The organism is Citrobacter sp. SX206 (genome assembly GCF_024181025.1).
GTDB lineage: Bacteria > Pseudomonadota > Gammaproteobacteria > Enterobacterales > Enterobacteriaceae > Citrobacter > Citrobacter youngae.
The window spans coordinates 3,341,924-3,364,357 of record NZ_CP049738.1 but is presented as its reverse complement, the minus strand read 5'-3'; the positions used below and the strand labels follow the sequence as shown (position 1 = coordinate 3,364,357).

Annotated in this window: 10 protein-coding genes and 1 pseudogene; 7 read left to right on the top strand and 4 right to left on the bottom strand. The window is 50.6% G+C overall.

Annotation, left to right across the window (positions count from 1 at the left end):
• Positions 1-25: 25 nt before the first annotated feature.
• Positions 26-1,318 (top strand): efflux RND transporter periplasmic adaptor subunit, encoded by a 1,293-nt coding sequence (locus tag G8S19_RS16375; protein WP_121584339.1) that lies wholly within the window; start codon positions 26-28, stop codon positions 1,316-1,318.
• A gap of 11 nt (positions 1,319-1,329) precedes the next feature.
• Positions 1,330-4,473, top strand: coding sequence for a CusA/CzcA family heavy metal efflux RND transporter (locus G8S19_RS16370; protein WP_253685554.1), 3,144 nt, complete (start codon positions 1,330-1,332; stop codon positions 4,471-4,473).
• Positions 4,474-4,513: 40 nt separating this feature from the next.
• On the opposite strand, the gene rclR is transcribed toward G8S19_RS16370, so the two are convergent.
• Entirely contained in the window at positions 4,514-5,368 is an 855-nt protein-coding gene (gene rclR, locus G8S19_RS16365) for a reactive chlorine-specific transcriptional regulator RclR (protein ID WP_048212362.1), read from the bottom strand.
• Positions 5,369-5,604: 236 nt separating this feature from the next.
• Here rclR and rclA point away from each other — a divergent pair, with 236 nt between their 5' ends.
• The 5 genes and pseudogenes from rclA (at position 5,605) to G8S19_RS16340 (ending at position 10,188) form a co-directional block, all read left to right on the top strand.
• A complete protein-coding gene (rclA, locus tag G8S19_RS16360) occupies positions 5,605-6,930 on the top strand; it encodes a reactive chlorine resistance oxidoreductase RclA (RefSeq protein WP_048212361.1) in 1,326 nt (441 codons plus the stop codon).
• A gap of 265 nt (positions 6,931-7,195) precedes the next feature.
• Positions 7,196-7,434 (top strand): annotated as a pseudogene (locus tag G8S19_RS16355) (DUF417 family protein); the annotation flags it as partial.
• 585 nt (positions 7,435-8,019) lie between these two features.
• Positions 8,020-8,715, top strand: coding sequence for a flagellar brake protein (locus G8S19_RS16350; protein WP_061067471.1), 696 nt, complete (start codon positions 8,020-8,022; stop codon positions 8,713-8,715).
• 21 nt (positions 8,716-8,736) lie between these two features.
• Positions 8,737-9,318, top strand: coding sequence for a LuxR family transcriptional regulator (locus tag G8S19_RS16345; RefSeq protein WP_170927356.1), 582 nt, complete (start codon positions 8,737-8,739; stop codon positions 9,316-9,318).
• 102 nt (positions 9,319-9,420) lie between these two features.
• Complete coding sequence (locus tag G8S19_RS16340; protein WP_253685552.1) at positions 9,421-10,188, top strand: bifunctional diguanylate cyclase/phosphodiesterase; 768 nt, start codon at positions 9,421-9,423, stop codon at positions 10,186-10,188.
• A 194-nt stretch (positions 10,189-10,382) separates the two neighbouring features.
• Here G8S19_RS16340 and G8S19_RS16335 read toward each other — a convergent pair whose 3' ends face one another.
• The 3 genes from G8S19_RS16335 to G8S19_RS16325 form a co-directional block, all read right to left on the bottom strand.
• The gene (locus tag G8S19_RS16335; protein WP_253685550.1) at positions 10,383-19,715 is read right to left on the bottom strand and encodes an autotransporter outer membrane beta-barrel domain-containing protein; all 9,333 of its coding nucleotides are present in this window, start codon (positions 19,713-19,715) and stop codon (positions 10,383-10,385) included.
• Between the two features lie 196 nt (positions 19,716-19,911).
• The gene (locus G8S19_RS16330; RefSeq protein WP_061067473.1) at positions 19,912-20,490 is read right to left on the bottom strand and encodes a LuxR C-terminal-related transcriptional regulator; all 579 of its coding nucleotides are present in this window, start codon (positions 20,488-20,490) and stop codon (positions 19,912-19,914) included.
• Positions 20,491-21,227: 737 nt separating this feature from the next.
• Entirely contained in the window at positions 21,228-22,403 is a 1,176-nt protein-coding gene (locus tag G8S19_RS16325) for a DnaJ family molecular chaperone (RefSeq protein ID WP_048212354.1), read from the bottom strand.
• Positions 22,404-22,434 lie beyond the last annotated feature (31 nt).

Below are 22,434 nucleotides of genomic sequence, written 5' to 3'. Positions count from 1 at the left end.
AGACTATCGCGCAATGGAAATCACTATGGCGTCTTTAAATATTAAAAATACCGCGCTTATTCTCGGCAGCATGATTGTCGGCGGAATTATTTCTGTCGGTGTGTATACCTATTATTCATCCGCAAAAGTATCGGCCGATACCGGCGCTGCTCAAAAAAAAGAAGAGCGTAGAGTTTTATTCTGGTACGACCCCATGTATCCCAATACGCGGTTTGATAAACCGGGTAAATCTCCGTTTATGGATATGGATTTGATCCCGAAATATGCCGATGAAGAGACGGCGAGTACATCCACACCGGGTGTGCGTATTGACCCGACACAGACTCAGAATCTGGGGCTAAAAACCGAACCCGTGCGCCGTGGGCCATTGCAATATGCACAAACTTTCCCGGCGAACGTCAGTTATAACGAATATCAATTTGTCATTGTCCAGGCGCGTTCGGCAGGCTTTATCGAGAAAGTTTATCCGCTGACTGTGGGCGACAAAATTAAGCAGGGCTCGCCGCTTATCGATCTGACAATTCCCGACTGGGTAGAAGCACAAAGTGAATATTTACTGCTGCGGGAAACGGGCGGCAGCGCGACGCAGGTTGAAGGTATTCTGGAGAGATTACGCCTGGCGGGAATGCCGGAGGCGGACATTCAACGCTTGAAAGCGACGCGGAAAATTCAGACCCGCTTTACCCTGAAGGCCCCTATTGATGGGGTGATTACCGCGTTTGATTTACGTACTGGTATGAACATCTCAAAAGATAATGTGGTCGCGAAAATTCAGGGAATGGATCCGGTTTGGGTCAGTGCTTCAGTCCCGGAATCTATCGCCTGGCTGATTAAAGACGCCTCGCAATTCACCATTACCGTACCTGCCTGGCCGGGTAAATCCTTCACCATTAGCAAATGGAGTATTTTGCCGAGTGTGGATTCCACGACGCGCACGCTCCAGCTTCGTCTACAGGTTAATAACCCGGATGAGGCCCTTAAGCCGGGAATGAATGCCTATCTGCAACTAAAAACGCAAAGCGAGCCGATGCTGCTGATCCCGTCTAAAGCGCTGATTGATACCGGTACCGAACAGCGGGTTATCACCGTCGATAATGAAGGACGATTTGTACCTAAGCAGGTAGCGGTATTCCATGAGTCTCAGGGGTTAACGGCCATTCGCTCTGGTTTGAGCGAAGGTGAAAACGTGGTGTCCAGCGGTCTGTTCCTGATCGATTCCGAAGCGAATATTTCTGGCGCCCTGGATCGTATGCGCGCCCAGGCAAACGGGACGCTCGCTGTACCCGCGATGCCAGCCCAGGCGACCCATTCACACTGAGGACATGATAAATGATTGAATGGATTATTCGCCGCTCGGTGGCAAACCGTTTCCTGGTGATGATGGGGGCGCTGTTTCTCAGTATCTGGGGCACCTGGACCATTGTGAATACGCCGGTTGACGCGCTGCCCGATCTCTCTGATGTGCAGGTGATCATCAAAACCAGTTATCCGGGGCAAGCGCCGCAAATTGTTGAAAATCAGGTGACCTATCCGCTGACCACCACCATGCTGTCGGTGCCGGGAGCGAAAACGGTGCGTGGTTTCTCGCAATTTGGCGACTCTTACGTATATGTCATTTTTGAAGACGGGACCGATCCTTATTGGGCGCGCTCCCGTGTCCTGGAATATCTCAACCAGGTGCAGGGGAAATTACCCGCTGGCGTCAGTGCTGAAATGGGACCAGATGCGACAGGGGTCGGCTGGATATTTGAATATGCGCTGGTGGATCGCAGCGGCAAACATGATCTTGCCCAATTACGTTCCCTGCAGGACTGGTTCTTAAAATATGAATTGAAAACTATCCCTAACGTGGCGGAAGTTGCCTCGGTGGGTGGTGTGGTCAAAGAGTACCAGGTTGTCATCGATCCGATGAAGCTGACGCAATATGGCATCAGTCTGGGTGAGGTGAAATCGGCGCTGGATGCCTCAAACCAGGAAGCCGGTGGTTCATCTGTCGAAATGGCAGAAGCGGAATATATGGTCCGCGCCAGTGGATATCTGCAGTCCCTTGATGACTTTAATAATATCGTGCTGAAAACTGGCACAGATGGCGTTCCGCTCTATCTGCGTGATGTTGCCCGCGTACAAATTGGGCCGGAAATGCGCCGCGGGATCGCCGAGCTGAATGGCGAAGGCGAAGTGGCAGGCGGCGTAGTGATCCTGCGCTCCGGTAAAAATGCGCGCGAGGTGATCTCCGCGGTTAAGGCTAAACTTGAAACGCTGAAGAGCAGTCTGCCGGAAGGCGTTGAAGTAGTTACAACATATGATCGCAGTCAACTGATCGATCGCGCGATTGATAACCTGAGCTACAAGCTGCTGGAAGAGTTTATCGTTGTGGCGCTGGTGTGCGCGCTGTTCCTGTGGCATATCCGCTCGGCGCTGGTGGCCATTATTTCTCTGCCGCTGGGACTGTGTATCGCGTTTATCGTGATGCATTTCCAGGGACTGAACGCCAACATTATGTCGCTTGGGGGGATAGCCATCGCGGTCGGGGCGATGGTCGATGCCGCAATCGTGATGATTGAGAACGCGCATAAGCGGCTGGAAGAGTGGGGGCATCAGCATCCGGGTGAAACGCTGGATAACGAAACTCGCTGGAAAGTCATCACCAACGCCTCGGTGGAAGTCGGTCCGGCGCTGTTTATTAGCTTACTGATTATCACGCTGTCGTTTATCCCTATCTTCACCCTTGAAGGGCAGGAAGGGCGGTTGTTTGGTCCGCTGGCGTTTACCAAAACCTACGCTATGGCAGGTGCTGCGTTTCTGGCCATTGTGGTGATCCCGATCCTGATGGGATTTTGGATCCGTGGCAAGATCCCGGCGGAAAGCAGCAACCCGCTTAACCGTTTCCTGATTCGTATTTACCACCCGTTATTGTTGAAAGTGCTGCACTGGCCGAAAACGACCCTGCTGGTGGCGGTGCTGTCGATCCTGACCGTCATCTTCCCGCTGAATAAGGTTGGGGGCGAATTCCTACCGCAGATTAACGAAGGCGATCTGTTGTATATGCCTTCAACCTTGCCGGGGATTTCCGCAGCGCAGGCGGCAGATATGCTGCAAAAAACCGATAAGCTCATCATGACGGTTCCTGAAGTGGCGCGCGTGTTTGGTAAAACCGGTAAAGCTGAAACGGCGACCGACTCCGCGCCGTTGGAAATGGTGGAAACCACCATCCAACTGAAGCCGCAGGATCAGTGGCGTCCGGGGATGACGATGGACAAAATCATTGAGGAACTGGACAAAACCGTTCGTTTACCGGGGCTGGCGAATCTGTGGGTCCCGCCAATTCGTAACCGTATCGATATGCTCTCTACGGGGATTAAAAGTCCTATCGGTATTAAGGTTTCGGGTACCGTGTTGTCGGATATTGACGCCACGGCAGAGCAAATCGAAGAAGTCGCAAGAACGGTGCCTGGCGTGGCATCCGCATTGGCTGAACGTCTGGTCGGCGGACGTTATCTTAGCGTAGATATTCATCGTGAAAAGGCCGCCCGTTATGGGATGACCGTCGGCGATGTGCAACTGTTTATCACCTCAGCGGTAGGCGGTGCCATGGTAAGTGAAACGGTTGAAGGTATCGCCCGCTATCCGATCAATCTGCGTTATCCACAAAGCTATCGCGATAGCCCGGAAACGCTACGGCATCTGCCGATACTGACGCCAATGAAACAGCAAATCACGCTGGCTGATGTTGCAGATGTGCAGGTGGTTTCGGGGCCGTCGATGTTGAAAACCGAGAACGCGCGGCCAACCAGTTGGATCTATATTGATGCCCGCGATCGCGACATGGTGTCGGTGGTGAACGATCTGAAAAAAGCGATTGCTGAAAACGTCCAGCTAAAACCGGGAACCAGCGTGGCATTCTCCGGGCAGTTTGAGCTGCTTGAGCGCGCCAGCCACAAGCTTAAACTGATGGTGCCGATGACGCTGATGATTATCTTCGTGCTGCTGTATCTGGCATTCCGTCGTTTTGGTGAAGCACTGTTGATTATCACCAGTGTGCCCTTTGCGTTGGTAGGCGGAATTTGGTTTCTCTACTGGATGGGATTCCATATGTCGGTCGCGACCGGGACCGGATTCATCGCACTGGCAGGCGTGGCTGCCGAATTTGGCGTGGTGATGCTGATGTACCTGCGCCACGCCATTGAAGCAGAGCCTGCGCTGGAAAACCCGCAAACCTTTACCGTAGATAAACTGGATGAGGCGTTGTACCACGGAGCGGTACTGCGTGTGCGTCCTAAAGCAATGACTGTCGCGGTCATCATTGCGGGTCTGCTGCCGATTTTATGGGGAACGGGAGCCGGGTCTGAAGTCATGAGTCGTATCGCTGCACCGATGATTGGCGGCATGATCACGGCACCTTTGCTGTCACTGTTCATCATTCCGGCAGCGTATAAGCTGATGTGGCTACACAGGCATCGCACCCAGAAATAGCCCCTGGTAGCGCTCGCCTTCAATCCTTTGAAGGTGGGCACTATGATTCCAGCGCCTTCACCCGTTTACGGTACTCACCAGGCGTACAGCCGAATTCACGCAGAAAAACTTTGTGAAAAGATGACTCGCTGGCATATCCCACCGATTCGGCAATCACGACCAACGGCTGGGCGCCGCGCGACAGCATCTGGGCGGCGAATTGCAGACGCAATGTAGTGAGTACGGCGAGCGGCGTGGAGTTTGAAACTTCGCGAAACAGTTGAGCAAAACTGGCCCGGGACATATGCGCGCGCTGCGCCAGTTCTTCAACACTCCAGGGATGTGCGGGTGATTCCAGCATCTGGAACACCACCGCTCCCAGTCGGGGATGTAATAGCAGATTCAGCACATTTTTAGCAGGGGGGGCCTGAGATAACCATTCGCGAACGGCAAGCGTGAACAGCGTGGCGCATTGCTGGCTGCACACAACGTTGGAACCGGGCAGCATGCTCAATGATTCCTGCTGCATCAGCCCGATCATCGCCTTAAGCCAGTGGTAAACGGGGCTATTTTCGCCAGGTGCCAGCAGCAAAACTTCCGGCAGCGCGGTTAAAAAATAGCGGGAGGATGTCTGTAGTTGCAGACTTCCGCAGACAATATGCGTTTGCTCTTCACCTGACTGGCACAACCGATGCGCGGAGTTTTGCGGCAAGATGACTACCGTACCAGGACGCAGTGTATAAGTGTTGCCATCAGGCATCTCCAGTAAAGCGCTACCCTGGGTTACCGTATGCCAGCGGATCACGGATAACTCACCTGCTGCATGAGGGAGTTGCCAGTCTCTGCTCAATACGCAGTTTTGATCAATAGAACCCTGCGGATCGTTAAGCATTAGCAAGCGGCTAAGTGCATCCATAAAGACTCCTGAACAATTTTTATTGTTGTTGATAGAACCGTAATTATCGCCATATTTTTACATTAAATTAATTTTATCAAATAGTTACTTTTTGTTTTGTTTGGCAGATTTTTGGTTTTTATTATTTGGTCTTAGACGATTGAACAAAAAATTGCGCGTTATGGATATGCTGGCCTGACAGGGCACTGCCTATAATCCAGAGTAACAAATGAACAATGACTTTGCGGAGAGGCAGCATGAAACAATATCAGGCGATCATTATTGGATTTGGCAAAGCAGGTAAGACGCTGGCGGCTACGCTGGCAAAGACGGGCTGGCGGGTAGCAATTATTGAGCAATCCAACACCATGTATGGCGGAACATGCATTAATATCGGCTGTATTCCAACCAAAACCCTGGTACACGATGCTGAGCTGCAGCATGACTTTGCAACTGCGATGCAGCGTAAGGCTTCCGTGGTCAGTTTTCTGCGCGATAAAAACTTCCATAATCTGGCCAATCTGGAAAATGTGGACGTGATTGAAGGGCGTGCTGAATTTGTCGACAACCATACCGTGCGGGTAATGCAGTCGACAGGAACGCTTGAGCTGAGCGGTGAGAAGATTTTTATTAATACCGGTGCACAGTCGACGATTCCGGATATTGAGGGATTATCCAGTACGCCGGGCGTCTTTGACAGCACCGGGTTGCTGAATTTGACCCAACGCCCACAGCGCCTGGGTATCCTGGGGGGTGGCTATATCGGCGTTGAGTTCGCGTCGATGTTTGCCAACTTCGGCAGTCAGGTCACTATTTTTGAGGCTGCACCGCTGTTTTTGCCCCGTGAGGACCGGGATATCGCCGATGCGATCGCTGATATTTTACGCGATAAAGGCGTAGAGCTGATCCTCAATGCTAAGGTGCAGTCGGTTTCGTCTCATGATGGCGCGGTGCAGCTACAGATGCCGGAAGGGGAACAGGTTGTTGACGCACTGCTGGTCGCATCAGGCCGCAAGCCGGCGACGGAACAGCTGCAACTGAAAAAAGCCGGTGTCGATGTGAACGATCGTGGCGGCATTATTGTGAATAAATATTTGCGGACGTCGGCGGATAACATCTGGGCTATGGGAGATGTAACAGGGGGGCTGCAATTTACCTATATCTCACTGGACGACTTCCGTATTGTGCGTGATGGCCTGTTAGGCGAAGGGGTGAGAAACACCGGCGATCGGCAAAATGTGCCATATTCCGTCTTTATGACACCACCACTTTCCCGCGTGGGGATGACAGAAGAGCAGGCCCGTGCCAGCGGTGCGGCGGTACAGGTGGTGACACTTCCCGTCGCTGCGATTCCACGGGCGCGAGTCATGGATGATACGCGTGGTGTACTTAAAGCTGTGGTGGACACGGATACGCAGCAGATATTAGGTGTCTCACTGCTGTGTGTGGATTCGCATGAGATGATTAATATCATTAAAACTGTGATGGATGCCGGGTTACCTTATACCGTGTTGCGTGACCAAATATTTACCCATCCAAGTATGAGTGAATCATTAAACGATCTTTTTTCTCTCGTTCAATAATAAATATAGAGTCTGCATCTTTGCCCCACCTGTGTGGGGGTTTTTTGGCCCACGTCAGTGTATCCGCTGTTTCAGCGGCACCTTCTGATGTCGAAGAGGACATTGCTAAACTGGCGCAAGAAAAGCTGGCATCATCATAGAAAATTACTTCGATGAGAATTGATAGCAGTACTTATGTCACTGCAATTTTGTACAAGTAGGATTGCCATCATGGAAAAATATCTTCGTTTACTGGGGCAGGGGGATCGAATTGGATTAACCTTGACCGATTAGCCGTTGGTCAGGATTGATGGGGGAAATTCTGGCATTTGCAACGCCGGTGGTCACCTTGTTGTTTTAATTACCACACCAGAAGTATGGGTTATGCTATTGGGTGATTTACACTACGGCTTTCCGTATTTATCGGGGGCGGGACGTCTGGTGCTAAAAAACACGTTAATGTTGGCTGGGGCAATGATGATAATTGCTGATTCTGCCCGGGCAATCGTTAAACAACGGTATTGAATTTTTAACGCTGTACCCTCTGTAAGAGAGTTTGCCACTCTAATTTAATTCGGTATTTACCGGGGCCAGCATCATGCTGGCCTTTTTATCACTTAAGTTAAATTACGATTAATATACCTGAATGATACATTCATTCCTGTGAAATGAGACGTCATGGTATTGGTATCAGTTGGCTAATGACCACCTGCTGGATATTGTGCCTATAGGTTCAGCAACCCCCCGTCCACGCTCTGTATTGTCAACTCCTTAGTTTTACAGCATTTTTTCTATTTTATTTCTATGCGATTATTGCTATTTATTATCTCAAAATCGCATTTTGAAAAGTCTTGTTATTCGCTTTTGTTATAGCTATTGCGTAGGTTTGCATGGTTTTAGGCATGGCTTAAGCTAAAATTAATTCTGATTAAATGTTTTTACGTATCAATAAATGACGAAAGATAGTTAAAAACTTAAGTTTTAATCAACTGTTCGACATGGAATCCACTATGGTAATTAGGCACCAGGGGTGGATGCTGATCTCGCGTTTTTGTCTGTCATCAGACCGGGGTCGAGACATATCTTAAATATGGAAATAAGGGTTTTAGAATGAACTTTGGATTAGCAAAGGACAACAAGTTTGAGATCATCGCTATCCTTCGTGAAGAGCTGCATAAGAAGACGAAGCTGGAAGTTTTATGTGAAAACACCAGCGTCATCACGCAGTTAGAAAGGATCGATTTCGAACGCTTTGTGGTCACCGGTCATGAAGACATCATTCCTGAAAAGATCCAATACTTTATCCTGCACAGTGACAGCGGGATTATAAAATTTAGCGCCAGATTTGAAGCCACCCCATCAACAGGTGCTGAGGCAGGATTATCCTACCTCATCCCGGATATGATTTTCTTTGCCCAACAGCGACAGAATCAGCGGTTTTCTTTTCTGAAGGGGTTCGATTTTTTCTGTTTTGGTCGTTACAAAAACGGAGAGAACTACTCACTTAAGATTAAAAACATCTCTCAGGGTGGTTGTGCGTTAATCGCTAAAGATGTTAATGCCCGTTTTCTTTACAAGGATGCAGTGATTAAAAATGCTGCTCTGGATTTTGATACGTTCGGCAGTTTTCAGCTTGATCTAAAAGTCATTGATGTCGTCGCGATCAACGAATTTGATGAGGATAATCAATTGTATTCCTGTCATCAGGTTTCTTGCGAGTTCGATTTTAAGAACCGTCGTGAAGAGGCTGAAGTTGAGAAAACCATTATTAAATTTTTAATGAGTAATAAAATTAGAAGCTTATAAGGAGCGGTGAACAGGATGTTGATGTGTGGCAGTGATAATTTTGTGGGCAACGGTATGTTTGCCTACCTGACAAGCAAACATGTGCCGATAAAAACATTCCAGTTTGAGGATATGTTGCAGCAGTCGTCATTATGCCAGCATCAGACAATGGTTTTTAATATCATTAACAATGAACAGCCTTGTTCTGCCATTGTGCAGTTTTTGAATAAAAACCGGTTCAAGTTTTATAATAGCGTTGTCGTTATCGTTGCTGATAGTTTGGTGGCGAAATTATGTGTTGAATTATTATACGTTGAAAAAACCATAGTATTGACTGAGAAATCCTCATTGCGTGATTTTGCTCAGTTGGCTACGTTGTCGGTCGGGAAATGGAATCCCCGACTGTATCGTTCGCAGAAGAGATTGACGGAAAGAGAACAACAAATCCTCAATCTATTGGTAAGTGGTTATTCTGCCAAGGAAATCTCTGAGTTGGTTAGTCTGAACTATAAGACTATTCAGGCGCATAAGATGAGAGTTGTCGCCAAGCTGGGACTGACTAATACCTCTGATCTGAATAAACTGATTGTCAGATTTACCCACAGCATGTCTTTTTTACCCTAACCTGGCTATTCTTTTCTGATGTAACGCATTTAACAGCAGGTACAACTCGGGAGTGACTTTGACTGGTTTTTAATTTATATGATTTGTAGAGGGAGAGGGGGAATGTTTAATTCCGATGAGGTGCTCACCGCGCTTGAAAAGGCATTGAATACCAGTCAACTTTATATGGTTTATCAGCCTATTTTTAATTTACATACCGAGTGTATTAGCGGATTTGAAGCATTAATGCGGTGGAACAGCCCTCAGATGGGTATGATTTCTCCTGATGTATTTATTACGTTACTGGAAGACAGCGGCAATATATTTTCAATTGAAGATATGGTTGCCAGCCCGCCGTGGAATGTTGCGAGTACCTGGCCCGAACCTCTTGTATTATCAGTAAATATTTCTGCGCTTGAATTCTGCGATCCTCTTTTACCTCAACGAATCAGACAAAACCTGGCCGCTTCCGGCCTTCCGGTTCATCGCTGCCAGATTGAAGTAACGGAAACATCGCCGCTGTGTGACAGCCAAATAGCGGCGAAAAATATGACGGAACTGAAGTCTATCGGGGTCAAGTTAGCGCTTGATGATTTTGGTACCGGGCACGCTAATCTTAATTATCTGTTGAAATATCCTTTTGATACCTTAAAAATTGATAAAGAGTTTGTCACCGAAATAGAGCCCGACACTAAATCGACAAGGATTATTGAGGGTATCATTTCTTTAGCGCACAATTTTGGCATTGAAGTCCTGGCCGAAGGGGTTGAAACCCAGTCTCAACTTGATCGCCTGACGCAGATTGGCTGTGACAAAATTCAAGGCTTCTTCATTTCTCCCCCGGTGTTGGCAGAAGAGATTCCTTCACTCTTAGCGCAATATAGCCGTTAATCTCATCCCTCTTTGTTGTTCCCCTTAGTCTGAATTCTTTCGCGTTGTCGGGTGGCGGTGCCTGTGCCTTATCCGACCTGCAAGAACGAACACTAATCCGTAGGCGTGATAAGTGCAGCGTTTCAGGCAGCGCTGTATTCTGGAGCGACAAAAAAAGCCCCCTGTGAACAGGGGGCTTGCGAGTTTATGCCTGCTTAAAACGATTTCTTAAAGCCAATCGACGCATTGACCGGGGCTTCAACCTGCGATTTATTGCTGCCGTTGCTGAACTGTGTCCCCAGTTCGCCGTAGACCTGCAGATTTCGGTCGATAGACCATGACAGACCCGCTGCAACCTCGGTGCTGGAGTACTGCTGTGAAGATTCCAGTGTGGTGGTGGCGACCGCGTTGCTGAAGTGCGTTTTATCTTTGGAACCCAGACCCTGCCAGACGTTTACCCGGCCGTACGGCTGGAACTTGCCATGGTTGGTGTCGTAGTCCGCGACCAGACGCACGCCCAGACGCGCGGTAAACGAATCGGCGGTATCCATTTTCACTTTCGTTTGGGTCACACCATCCAGCGTGCTGTTATCAAAGTTGCTGTACTGATAGATCAACTGGGCCTGCGGTTCCAGGCTCCAGGCGCTGGCACCTAAACGGAATGCTTTACCCACTTCAGTTGAGGCCGTCAGCGTATTGCCTTTGACGGTGTAAGAGCCGTTGTTACCCGATGCTGACAGGCGGGATTTATGGTTCCCGTATTGCAGCACGTTATCGACATACATACCGTCACCAGAGAACCAGGTAGCATAACCGCCAACGTAAAATGCGTTGTCGTCGATGTTGCCGCCTTTGCCGTTGCTGCCCGTTTTACTGCCTTTTACATTGCTGTCGATATCCAGAATGCTGGTATACATACCGGATTTCCAGCTTTCATTGGCGTACATATCGACGCCGACCTGAATACCCATGGTATGGGAACTGGTTTGCGTACCGGCTGCATCATCCAGTTTGGTTTTACCGGAATAACCAATCATTCTCGCCCAGGCGCGATTGTCTTCATCAATACCCGGTTTAACCTCATCACCCATACGCTGGTGCATGTTGCCCAACAGACTGATGTCCCCCTGGCGAACCACGCTGGCGAGACCGGAATACAGCATGGTTTCCGGACGATATTCACTCCTCAGGTACCAGTTTTCGCCCTGGCCCTGAGCGTTTCCGGCGTGGAGCTGATACTCAAAGGCACCCGCAGCCATACGTTCAGCGACAAGATGGAAGGCATCCCGCGACGTTTGCGCCGTCGTCGTTGCACCGTTGAGCGCCGTGACCACTTCGATACCGTCACCCACGGTCGGTGCGCCAAGGCCGGAGCCGTCGACATCCAGCAGCGTGCTTCCGCTGGCTTTACCGCCATCAATAATCAGGCGATCAGCAATACCTGTGCCGCCGGCATTCTGCCGGGCAGCCATGTTGATAGTGCCTTGTTCGCCGCTGTAATCCCCTTTAACCGTTAAGGTTGTGCCTGGTTGCTGGCCGGTGAGCGACACATCGCCACCGTTGCTCAGCCCTGCGACTGTCTGGTTATAACCCTGGGTATTCAGGGTGGTGCCCGCGACAACATAGTGGTGCGAGGCGGCGCTCAGAGTATTGGTATCACCGGCTTGCAATACCCCGCTGGTGATGAGCGTTGCACCGCTGTAGCTGTTTTGGCCTTGCAGCTCCGTTGTACCGCTACCGGTCTGATGCAGTTGGCCTGCACCACTGATGTTTCCGCTTAACGCCAACGTATCGGCGCGATTAACGTTGAGCACGCCGTTATCAACGATATCCCCTTCAATACTCCCTATCGTACCGCCCGTGCCGAGCTGCAATACACCTTGTTCGATGGTGGTGCCGCCGGTATAGGTGTTATCCAGCGTCAGCGTCAGTGAACCTTTACCGGTTTTGGTCAGTTGACCGTTACCTTCGACTTCCGTCAGCAGGGACACATCATGTCCGTTGGTGTCGAATGTCCCACCACCAGATTTCAGCGTCACCTGACGGGCGGTATCAAACGCTTCACCATATTTCAGCGTACCGCCGTTAAAGGTGATTCCGGTCTCTGCTGCGCCGAGGTTGGTATCGCCTGCAACCTGAAGCGTCCCTGACGTGATAGTCGTGCCGCCGCTGTAGGTGTTGTTGCCCGTCAGGATTAACGTACCGAGGTCGCCTTTATTCAGACCACCGGTACCGCGGATCACGCTGTCAATGGTTGCGGTGTAGTTGACGCCATCGACCGTACCATCACCGACGCGAATCAACGTATTGGCGGTATCGGTAGTAATGGCTTCACCGCCGACGCGATAACCATCGGTAGCGAACTGCGCGCCGCTGATGATGACATCGCCTTTACTGTTATCGACGGTCACATTACCGGCTTCCCCCTGGAAGACGGCAAATGCGGCATCGGTAAACGGTGCATTCAGCGCGCCTTCTGGTGTCGATTCATCGGTGGTCCAGTTGTCGTTTCCCTGGCTGGATTGCCAGATACCGTCGCCGCCGTTGATGACGCCGTTATTTTTCAGCTCGCCATTCTCACCGCCGGTGCCGTCCCAGAAGCGCAGCGTCAGTCCGGCATGGTTGACCAGGTTGACCTGATTTTTCACCGATGTTTGTACATACAGGCTGTCAGCCGCTTCCGGCGCGTTAGCAATATCCATCACATTGTTAGTCAATGTGCCGGTGTAGTTGATGACGCGATAGACACCAACATCAAAGCTACCGCCCGGTGAGGTTTCAATGTTGAGCTTACCGTCGAGCGTCAGGGAGCCATTCACGTCGATCAGGTCGTTGAAAGCACCGCCCGGGGTATAAGCCTGACCAAACTGATAATCCAGTTGGGCGTTATCGCTCAGCGTCAGTGAACCGGTGGTCAGTTTGCCCACGCTGTTGATGGCGGCACCGGCGGTAATATGACCGTCGTCCAGCACATCAACCGCGCCGCCGATAATACCGTTTCCACCGAGGGTGGCACCCGATTTCACTGTGACCTGTCCGGTAGAAGCAGATTGATTGCCGTTGACCAGCAACACACCCTCATTGACATCCGTGATACCGGTGTAGGTGTTGTCGCCTGTCAGGATTAACGTACCGTTACCCACTTTCACCAGGCTGCCGTCGTTGCCGCTGATAATGCCGCTGATGGTGTCTGGAAGGTGTAGATTCCCCAGCGACAGTAGCTTATTACCCAGTTCGACATTACCCGCACCGGACAATGAACCGATGGAAGTCTTGCTGTTGACTGCGCTGACATCTACCAGACCGCCTGCAAGGTTAACCACGCGGGTATTTTCTGCCATCGCCTCATCGGCCATGGTCATCAGCCCACTGTTGGTCACCATGGCATTCCCGCCGCTGGCATTGTCTTCCAGCGCCAGCGTGCTGTCTTTTGCCACGCTGACCGTCGCGTCACCGGCTGTTGCATTGTTTGAGAGTACGGCTTTGGCTTTACCTGTCAGATTCAGTTTGGCACTGGCTGCTGTGACGGTATCGGCCAGCGTTAACAGGCTGTCGGCAATGTTCATGGTCAGTGATTGCAGACGGGTGTCTGCGCCGCTGACGTTGAGCGTTGCCCCATTATTAACCGTGATGGTGCTGCTCTCGTTGCTGCCGAACACGCCGGTTTTGCTGGCATTGACCGTCACATTGTTGCTATTACCGGTACCGGCAATTTCTGTGTCGCCTTTGTAGCTGTTGGCACGGTCGAGCGTCAGAATACTGCCAGCATCGCTTGAGCTACTGGTGACTTTCAGTTTGCCATCACCGGTAATCTCCCCGGTCGGTGTGAAGTGGTGCGAATTGAGATCGAATACGGCCGCATTAGCATTGGCGCCCAGCTCGATGGTGCGATTGCTGGTCAAATCCGCGCCTAATTGCAGCGTCGAGGCGTTGTTAATCGCCAAATCGGTTCCGCTCTGTCCGAGGTTGTTGTCGGAGGAGATCTGCAACGTACCGCCATCAATGCGCGTACCGCCGCGATACGCGTTATCACCACTGAGGATCAGACGACCGAGGTCGGTTTTCACCAGTGTCAGTTTGTCGTTGGTGCTGGCTTCACGAAGGATTGACTCAATGGTTGCCGTAAAGTTTTGTCCCGCACCGCCGGCGCCTACGCGCAGCAACAGTTCACCGGTCCCCGGCGTCTGCCCCGCATGGGTGGCATTTTCTGTGGTGGCCCAGGCGTTAAGTGCATCGCCTTTTACGACGTAACCATCGGCATCAAACTGCGCCCCGGAGAAGTTAACTTCACCTGCAGCGTTATCCACGGTAACGGTACCGCCTTTGGTGGTGAAGACGGCAAATGACTTCTGCGCCCACGGGGCGTTGCCCTCACCGGTGGATGTTGTCCAGTTGTTGTCGCCCTGAGCACCGATCGCCATCCATTTACCGTCGCCGCCGTCAATCTTGCTGTTGCCTTCGATGCCGGATGCGCCGTGACTCTGATTGACGGTTGCGCCATCCCAGAATTGTAGGGTAACGCCGTTGGCGTTCACCAGGTTGACCTGTTTGTCGATAGAGGTCTGGACAAAGATGTTGCTCTTATCCTGAGTGTCCGGTACAGCACCTAACTCCAGCGTCTGGTTATTCAGCGTACCGCCATAGTTATAAATACGGTACACACCAGGCCCGAAATTCCCGCCCGATGACGTGGTGACATCCAGAGTCCCGTCCAGTTGCAGATCGCCTGTGACGTTAATCAGGTCATTCAGCTTACCGCCCGGCGTATAGGCCTGGCCCAGTTCGAAGGCGGAAGTCGTTTTGCTGCCAAGCTGCAGATTACCGTTAATGGATAACGTACCCGCACCGCCGTCACCAGCGCTAATCGTTGTGGCGTCGTTCATCAACACGTTGCCGCCGATAATGCCATTCCCACCCAGTGTGGAGGTGCCGCTGACGGTGGTTGCGCCACGTGCCGCGCTTTGATCGCCATTCACCAACAGCGTGCCATGGGTGACAGTTGTGTCGCCGGTATAGGTGTTGTTGCCGGTCAGACGGGTAATGCCGTCACCTATTTGCTGCAGTGCACCGATACCGGATATAACGCCGTTCAGCAGGACGTCGTTGGCGCGATTAATTGCCAGTATGCCGTTATCGATGATGTCAGATTCGGTGCTGACTTCGCCCGTGTTTCCGCCGGAACCTAACTGCAACGTACCTGTTTGCGCAATGGTGGTAGAGCCTGTGTAGCTGTTGTTGGCGGTAAAGACCGTGGTGCCGCCCGCCGCACGTTCAAACTTCCCGTCACCGCTGATAGTACCGTTATAGATTTGCGCCGCGGTGTTATCACCCTGGGTATCGAAGATAACCCTGCTGCCTGCGCCCTGGGTTGTGACATTGTAGTCGCCAATACTGGCGGCAGTACTGGTTGGCTCGACATGGTCGCCGGTGCGCAGCGTTGCACCATTGTTTACAGCAATAGTTTTGCTTGCCAGACTCAGGTTTTCAACGATGCGGACATCCGCGTTTGACCCGCTGAGTGTCAGCGAATCCCAGCCGGTGCCAATATTCGTGCCGGTAGTCAGGTTGTCGCTGACCAGCGTTCCAATCTTCGCATCTTTTGTATCGGTGAAGGTGAGGGCGTTGCCCGTACCGGCAGCGGTAATGATGTGGCGCGTGTTCTCCAGCGTCACATTGCCGATGTTGGCTTTATTGTTACCGCCAGTACCGGCGAAATTCACTTCACCGGCATAGGTGCCGCTACGCCAGTTGAAGGTGTCCATACCTTCACCGGTATTGATTACGCCGCTGGTGACACCGCCGCTGATATCAATGGTGTCATTGCCTTTACCAGACTGAATGGCCACCGCAGTGTCGGTGATGGCCTGCAGGGTGCCGGTGTTGGTAATGGCTTTACTGCTGTCACCGCTGGCGTCGATTACCGGGGAGGTGGTGCTGGCAGAGATAATCTTGCCACTGTTGGTTAACGCGCTGACGTTTTTCGCGATGATTGCCGAACCGCCAGCGCTGTCGTGCACGTTAATGTCGGCCTTGGTGTCGATGCGGCCATCAGTATTGGCGCGGATACCGCTGCCTTCGCTGTTCAGTACCTCAATGGTATAGCCTTTGCCGATGGTCAGATTGCCCGTTACTGCGTCACCATTGCGCTGTTCAAAGGCGAAGCCGGTACCTTTACCGTTAACGTTAAGGATGTTGTTAAGCCCATCTTTCATGTTCAGGGCTACGCTGGTGCGGATCCCCGCGCCGTCGTTGGAATCGATGGTCACATTTTGCAGTGTGATATTGGTGTTGTTAGCATCGTTTTGAATGCCTGCGCCCGTGCCATCAGCACGGATCTTCACATGCTGCGCTGACAGGTCGCCGGCTTTATCTGCCAGGCGAATGCCATCAGCAGTACCGTTGGTGGTAATGCTGTCGCCACTAATGCCGTTAATCTGCAGGCTGGCCCCTTCCGTCAGTAATACGCCAGCGGTGCCATCATCAACCTTAACCTGGCCCAGTTGATTAATTTGCGCACTGGCACCCGACGCGCGAACGCCGATGCCGTTGCTGACATGCAGGGCGCTGGAGGAGTTGTTGGTTAAGCTACCGCCTTGTTGAACGTCCACGCCGATACTGTCGATGCTGGCCAGATCGATAATTGATTTGGTATCGAGGATCAGGTTACCCAGATTTCTCGCTATATAGGCGATCACTTCATTGCCACTGGCTTCAGAGGTGATCTTCGCGTTTGAAGTAAGCGTAGTGCTGGTGGCATTACCCTCTGCGCTGCCATTCAACCGATGCGCCTGGCCATCAACCACCCCGGCAACGGTACGTTCACCTGTTAAATTAATGGTGGTTTTGTCGCTGATATTACCGCTGGCGCCGCCTTCGATGACCAGTGCTGCGGAATCGCTACCCTGCACGGTAAATGTGGCTTCACCAGTATCGACTTGACTGCCTGCACCGGTAGCGAGAACGCCAACGGAGTTCTTACCGCTGAGGGTAAGGTCAAGGTTGGAGCTGGCCTGGCCGCCAGGAGGGGTGGTGTTACCGGCCAGCAATGCGCCATTGGCGATACGGAAAATGGTGGTGCGATCCTGACCGTTGTCATTCATCACCGCCTGACCAATATTGGCGATCGCGTCTTTCCCATACAGATAATAGCCAATCTGATCGGTGTTGTTGAACACCGGGCTACTCAGGCTATCAACGTTAGCAATGGCGTTATCACGCACGTGTACGCCGATGTTCCCGGCCTTGTCCAGCGTAATGTTGGAGTAGACGTTGACCACGGCCTGACCTTTGGCGCCTCCTTCAGCCCAGATGGCGTAGTTACGATCGTTGATGCCACCCGTACCGCCCACGATAATAGAGCCTGTGGCACTGGTGGTTACTTCGGCATTTTTGTTATTGGCGCTGACGTGGATCCCCACGTTATTCGTGCCGTTGACGTTAATCTTGCCGTCGTTGCGGATTTCCTGATTATTTTCCGTGCCGCTGTCACGCACGGAGATACCGTAGTTCTTGTTGTTCCCCGCATCCCCATTACCATTGATGACGATGTTGCCCGTATTCAGTACGTTGCCTGTTGCGTTGCCGATCAAAATTCCTGCCGCGTTACGGACACCGGTACCCAACGTGATGAGACCGTTGTTAATCACCTCTTTGGCGCTTTTGGTCATAATTCCTGCGCTCAGGCTGGCACCACCTGGCATGATGACATCCTGGGTCAGGTTACTTGCGTCACGACCAAGGTAAATAGCGGCATCAGCACTGTTGGTAAAGGTCGCATTTCCGGCGACTTCCACGCCAAAGGCGGTGCCGTCACCGTAAGACGCACCGTTTTTACGTCCGTCGACGACGTTAATATTGCCGTTATTGACACCTTTTGCCTCGCCGGACAACTGCATACCAATAGCCAACGTCAGCGACGTATCAGGTTTATCCTTGCTCCAGGGATCGGCGGCAGATGCGGTACCGAAGTTATCGGTGGTGATCGCCTGGTTGATGGTGCCTTCGTTGGTGATAACGCTGGTACCTTGTCCCTGCATACCGAATGCGCCGTAGCTGTTAACGTTCTGATTACCATCTTTATCAATGAACAGACCTGAGTTGATAGTCCCGCGGTTGGTTGCCTCGGCGTTTTGCGCCAACATGCCAATCGCCAGGCTTTGCCCGCCAGAACTGCGTAGCGCGTTCAGCTCGCCGAGGTTGTTGATAACCCCACCGTCAATGGCTTTCATGACGCCATTGATACTGCCGTCAACGGCAATTATCGCCTCTTTGTTCAGAGTACCGGTGGTGCCAGCGCCGTTGGCATAAATGGCATGCAACTCACCGCGGGCGGCAGTGGCGTTGTTGATATGTGACTTTCCATCGGTCCAGACTTTGTAGTCCCAGGTGAGTTCATCAGACGGCTGACTGGAATTAATTAAGCTATCGATATACCCGGCATACTTTGCTTGTGCTGCTGTGACGGTGGTGACCTCTTCAGCCTCCAGCCACAATTGGATTTGGCTGACCTTATCGCCATTGGCATTTTCTGCGGCGTCGGCACTTCTGCCCAACAGGAAGTCGTTAAAATCAGCCAACTCCTGCGTACTGGTAATGGTGAATGTGCGCACCCCGGTTTCGATAACCTTGCCATCTGCATCATAGCCATAAGTCATCAGCGACACATCATCGCCAAAGACAGAGGTTTGCGCTGAGCCGGTGAACGTTTGTGTGGGGATCACGGGTGCTGCGTTAAATTTTATATAGTTGTCAGACTGCCAGTTTATCTGGCTGTTGGCGCCTTGTGCTTCCAGTAAGGAGGAGTCTTTGGCCAGTAACTCGATGGTATTGGCTTTGTCGCGTACATTGAGCGTGTCATTACCTATGTTCAGGTTGGCCGTAGCACCATTGGTTGCCAGCGCGATACCAAACTGCTTATAGATTTCAGACCTGGTTGCATCATAAGTATTTAATACGGAATCGCCGATTTGCGATTTAGTAAGAAAGCGACTTAACACATTGGTATCATAGACCTTAATGGTTTCTGTGCCGTCCGGGAATGCCGGGTCAACCACCTCGAAGTTTTCGCTTTGAGAAGGCGTAGCCGATTGGTTATACGTCAGGTATTCCGCCAGCTCTTCTGCTGTGGTGATTGTTTTTGCACCCTGGCCTGGGCTGGTAGCCTGCAGCGTGATTTTTCCTGTTCGCAGTAACTCACTGATGGTGGTTGATTCTACAACGCCGCTTTGACCCGGATTAATCGTCGGGATTGCGCCGCTGATATTGAGTGTCTGACTGGCAGTATTATTTTCATATAAGAAGCCGTAGTCGTGGGGAACCTGATAAACGCCCGCAGAAATACCGTTCTGGAAGTCGTCAGAAATATTTCGATCGCCCGTAGTGGTAATCTGCGCAGCTGAGGCCATCATCGTAGCGCCACTTAATGCGCTGGCGGCCAGTACCGCAACAGTTTTACGTGAACTGCTTTTTTTCTTACCTCTGGTTAATTCAGAGACGACAACCCAGATGCCGAGTGCCGCGTTCCAAATAATGCTGTAAACCTTATTCATATATAACCCTCGTTTACATTCCTGTTATGTATGTGTTAATGCGTTGAGTTGTTGGCGATGGTTGGCACGCGGATGTGCTACCCGGTATGTCGATTTTCGAAAATAGCGATCCCTTCCGGGCCAGGCGGAATTAAAAAATGAGCCGAAAGAAAATCTGTTAATAATTAACTGTGATTACTATCCTTAAATAAGTCAGTTACGGCTGGCTATAGTGAGAAATGGTGTACTTGAGCCGGGTATTACTTTTACCCAGCTTTCTGGCAATGTTGCTTTTGTACGCCCCGATTGTTTTTTCGCTTTTTTGCGATACTCCGGCGATTTGTGCCAGTGACCACCCGCGGGCTAGCATCATCATCACATTGAATTCGTTGGTCGTTATTTTTGTTTGTAGTTCTTTGATATTGCGTGGATTTTTTCTGTCGATGATACGAGTGATTGTTTGCAATAGCTGATCAAGACTGGTGTCCTGATCGAGGAACTGCAGGGCCATTCCGCATACTGTTTGAAAAATAGAAAAAGTGGCTTCATCGGCTAACACGATGATCGTTGTGGATGGTCGTATAGCCATGTTGCGGATAATCCTGGCATATTTTAAAAAATCTGACTTGTCAGGATTAATAATGATGCAATCCGTTTCATAAGATAGCGTTTGGACGGCAGAAAGCGTCTGGGAGGAATGGTACGCGATATCAATATATAATGATGAGCCACGTAGGATTTCTCGCATGCCTAGCCAGGGGTAAATTGAGTCACCCAAAAAAATAGCTTTAGACATAACGATCTCCTTGAAATTTTGGTGCAAGCAGTCGCCTCTTTTTTTGGTTAAAAAAGAGTTTCTCGCGATGCATGAAATGTTAATTAATTCTCGTATGCCCTAAATAATTCAAGTTACAGGAAGTCCGGGGAGAGAATTCCCAGGCGTACAGATACTATGTGGCTGAGGTGAACTAACGCAGCCAACGCATATGTAACTTGAAGTATGACGGGTATATTTCGCTCTTTGCTTTGAACGTATCCTTATTTATTCGGATATCAACAGATAATATCTGTCTTTATTTAAATCATTAACTATTCTTAAAGTGGATATTACACTTTGTTAAAATTTAAGATAAATCGTTTATATCACCTCTGTGAAGATGATTGATAGATTTCGCTTATTGATCGGCGAAGTTTTGTGTCCGTCGATTCGATAATGACAGGGGATTCCTATAGGTTTAGAAGGGGAATACTGTTAATTGTTATTAATTTCAAACAGATATGTGATTTTCTTAACGGGGTAGGAAACAACCAGGAGAATTCTTAATCAAAGGCCGGGCAGGGAAGGAGCTAAATGTTTGGAAGGAGAAAATAGTGTTTAATTTGAATTAATGGGCTGAAAATGAAAATAATTTAGATTTATATTCTTGTTTTGTTGATATTTTAAGGTGTTTAATCTGAAGTAAGCTTTTTGTGCTTAATCTGAAAATCAGTCTTGCAGCCGCTTTTTTGTCTGCTTTTTGTACGCGCATTTTCTCAGCCAGCCAATAGTTCTTGCTCCACTTGTTGTACCTGCATTTCCAGCGTAGTGCGGATTTCGGTCAGTGCCCGTTGCTGATCGGAGAAGTAGGCTTCTTTGTCTGTTACTGAAGTAGCAAGACGCCAGGCGTTTTCCGCTTCCAGATCGCTAATCTCTTTGAGCAGCGCATTAATTTGCTCCCTGAGCTGCTGAATCTTGCTACGTAAATGCTGCAGATCGTTTAATCGGTCACTTGCCATCATCGGTTCGAGTCCGCTTTGTAACTGGGTCAGCAATGCCCGAACTGCGGCCAGATCGGCATTTTGTCGTGCCTGATTAAGCTGCACCATCATCTGATGGGCTTTCTCTTTCAGGTCATCCGCTACCACGTCCGGGTGGCAAAGGCGACTGGCCTGACGCCACAGGCGTTTTAACTCATTACGTTCATCCGCTGAAAGCCGCTGGTCGCGGGTGTAGCGGTGCTGCGCATCCTGCTGTTGTTCCTGATATTCATCATATTCGTGGCTGGCTTCCTCCTGTGCCTGACGGGTCGCGCTGTCGTCCTGGCGAGAAAAGTCGTTTTCCAGTTCACGAATTTCCGCCAGCAGGGCGGTGATAAGCTCAGTCTGTTGCTGAATGCGCTGGCGAGTTTCCACGGATTCGCGGGAGTCCGAACTCAGATTTACCCAGTGCTGCTTGAGTTTCGCCAGTTGATCAACGGCCTGTGAAATATAGTGCAGACAGGACTGATAATCTTTTTCGCGACGTTTTCGTTCTGCTTCCTGCTTACGTTGTGCGCTGGCGGCCAACTGCTTACGCAGTTCGAGAATTCGGCTCATTAACGGTCCGAGGCGAAGATGATACAGGTCATTGAAATCATCGAGGATTTGAATGCGCGTGTTGCGCTTATCAATCAGATCACGCAGTTGGGTTTCAAGCGCTTTCAGTTCGAGCTTACTGGCGGCAATGCCGGGGTCCTGCCACGTTGATACTGCGCGCTGGGATTGTAGCCAGTGCGTAATTTCACGCAGGGCATCGCCGAAACGCCGTTCTTCAATCGCCTGCACGATGACGCCGGGAATGACTGGCAAAGGTTCATTTTTCAGATGCGCCAGCTGCTGGAAAATAATCTCTTCATCTTCCAGTTCGATGGCGCTTTTGACGATCTCAAGTCGTTTAATGATCTTATTCATGACAGTCGTTGCCTGGCGTGGTTCAAAAACG

Excerpts from the sequence above, each read along its gene's own strand:
- G8S19_RS16350 (WP_061067471.1), top strand. The coding sequence starts at position 8,020 with ATGAACTTTGGATTAGCAAAGGACAACAAGTTTGAGATCATCGCTATC.
- G8S19_RS16340 (WP_253685552.1), top strand. The coding sequence starts at position 9,421 with ATGTTTAATTCCGATGAGGTGCTCACCGCGCTTGAAAAGGCATTGAAT.
- rclA (WP_048212361.1), top strand. The coding sequence starts at position 5,605 with ATGAAACAATATCAGGCGATCATTATTGGATTTGGCAAAGCAGGTAAG.
- G8S19_RS16335 (WP_253685550.1), bottom strand. The coding sequence starts at position 19,715 with ATGAATAAGGTTTACAGCATTATTTGGAACGCGGCACTCGGCATCTGG.
- G8S19_RS16370 (WP_253685554.1), top strand. The coding sequence starts at position 1,330 with ATGATTGAATGGATTATTCGCCGCTCGGTGGCAAACCGTTTCCTGGTG.
- G8S19_RS16375 (WP_121584339.1), top strand. The coding sequence starts at position 26 with ATGGCGTCTTTAAATATTAAAAATACCGCGCTTATTCTCGGCAGCATG.
- rclR (WP_048212362.1), bottom strand. The coding sequence starts at position 5,368 with ATGGATGCACTTAGCCGCTTGCTAATGCTTAACGATCCGCAGGGTTCT.
- G8S19_RS16325 (WP_048212354.1), bottom strand. The coding sequence starts at position 22,403 with ATGAATAAGATCATTAAACGACTTGAGATCGTCAAAAGCGCCATCGAA.
- G8S19_RS16345 (WP_170927356.1), top strand. The coding sequence starts at position 8,737 with ATGTGTGGCAGTGATAATTTTGTGGGCAACGGTATGTTTGCCTACCTG.
- G8S19_RS16330 (WP_061067473.1), bottom strand. The coding sequence starts at position 20,490 with ATGTCTAAAGCTATTTTTTTGGGTGACTCAATTTACCCCTGGCTAGGC.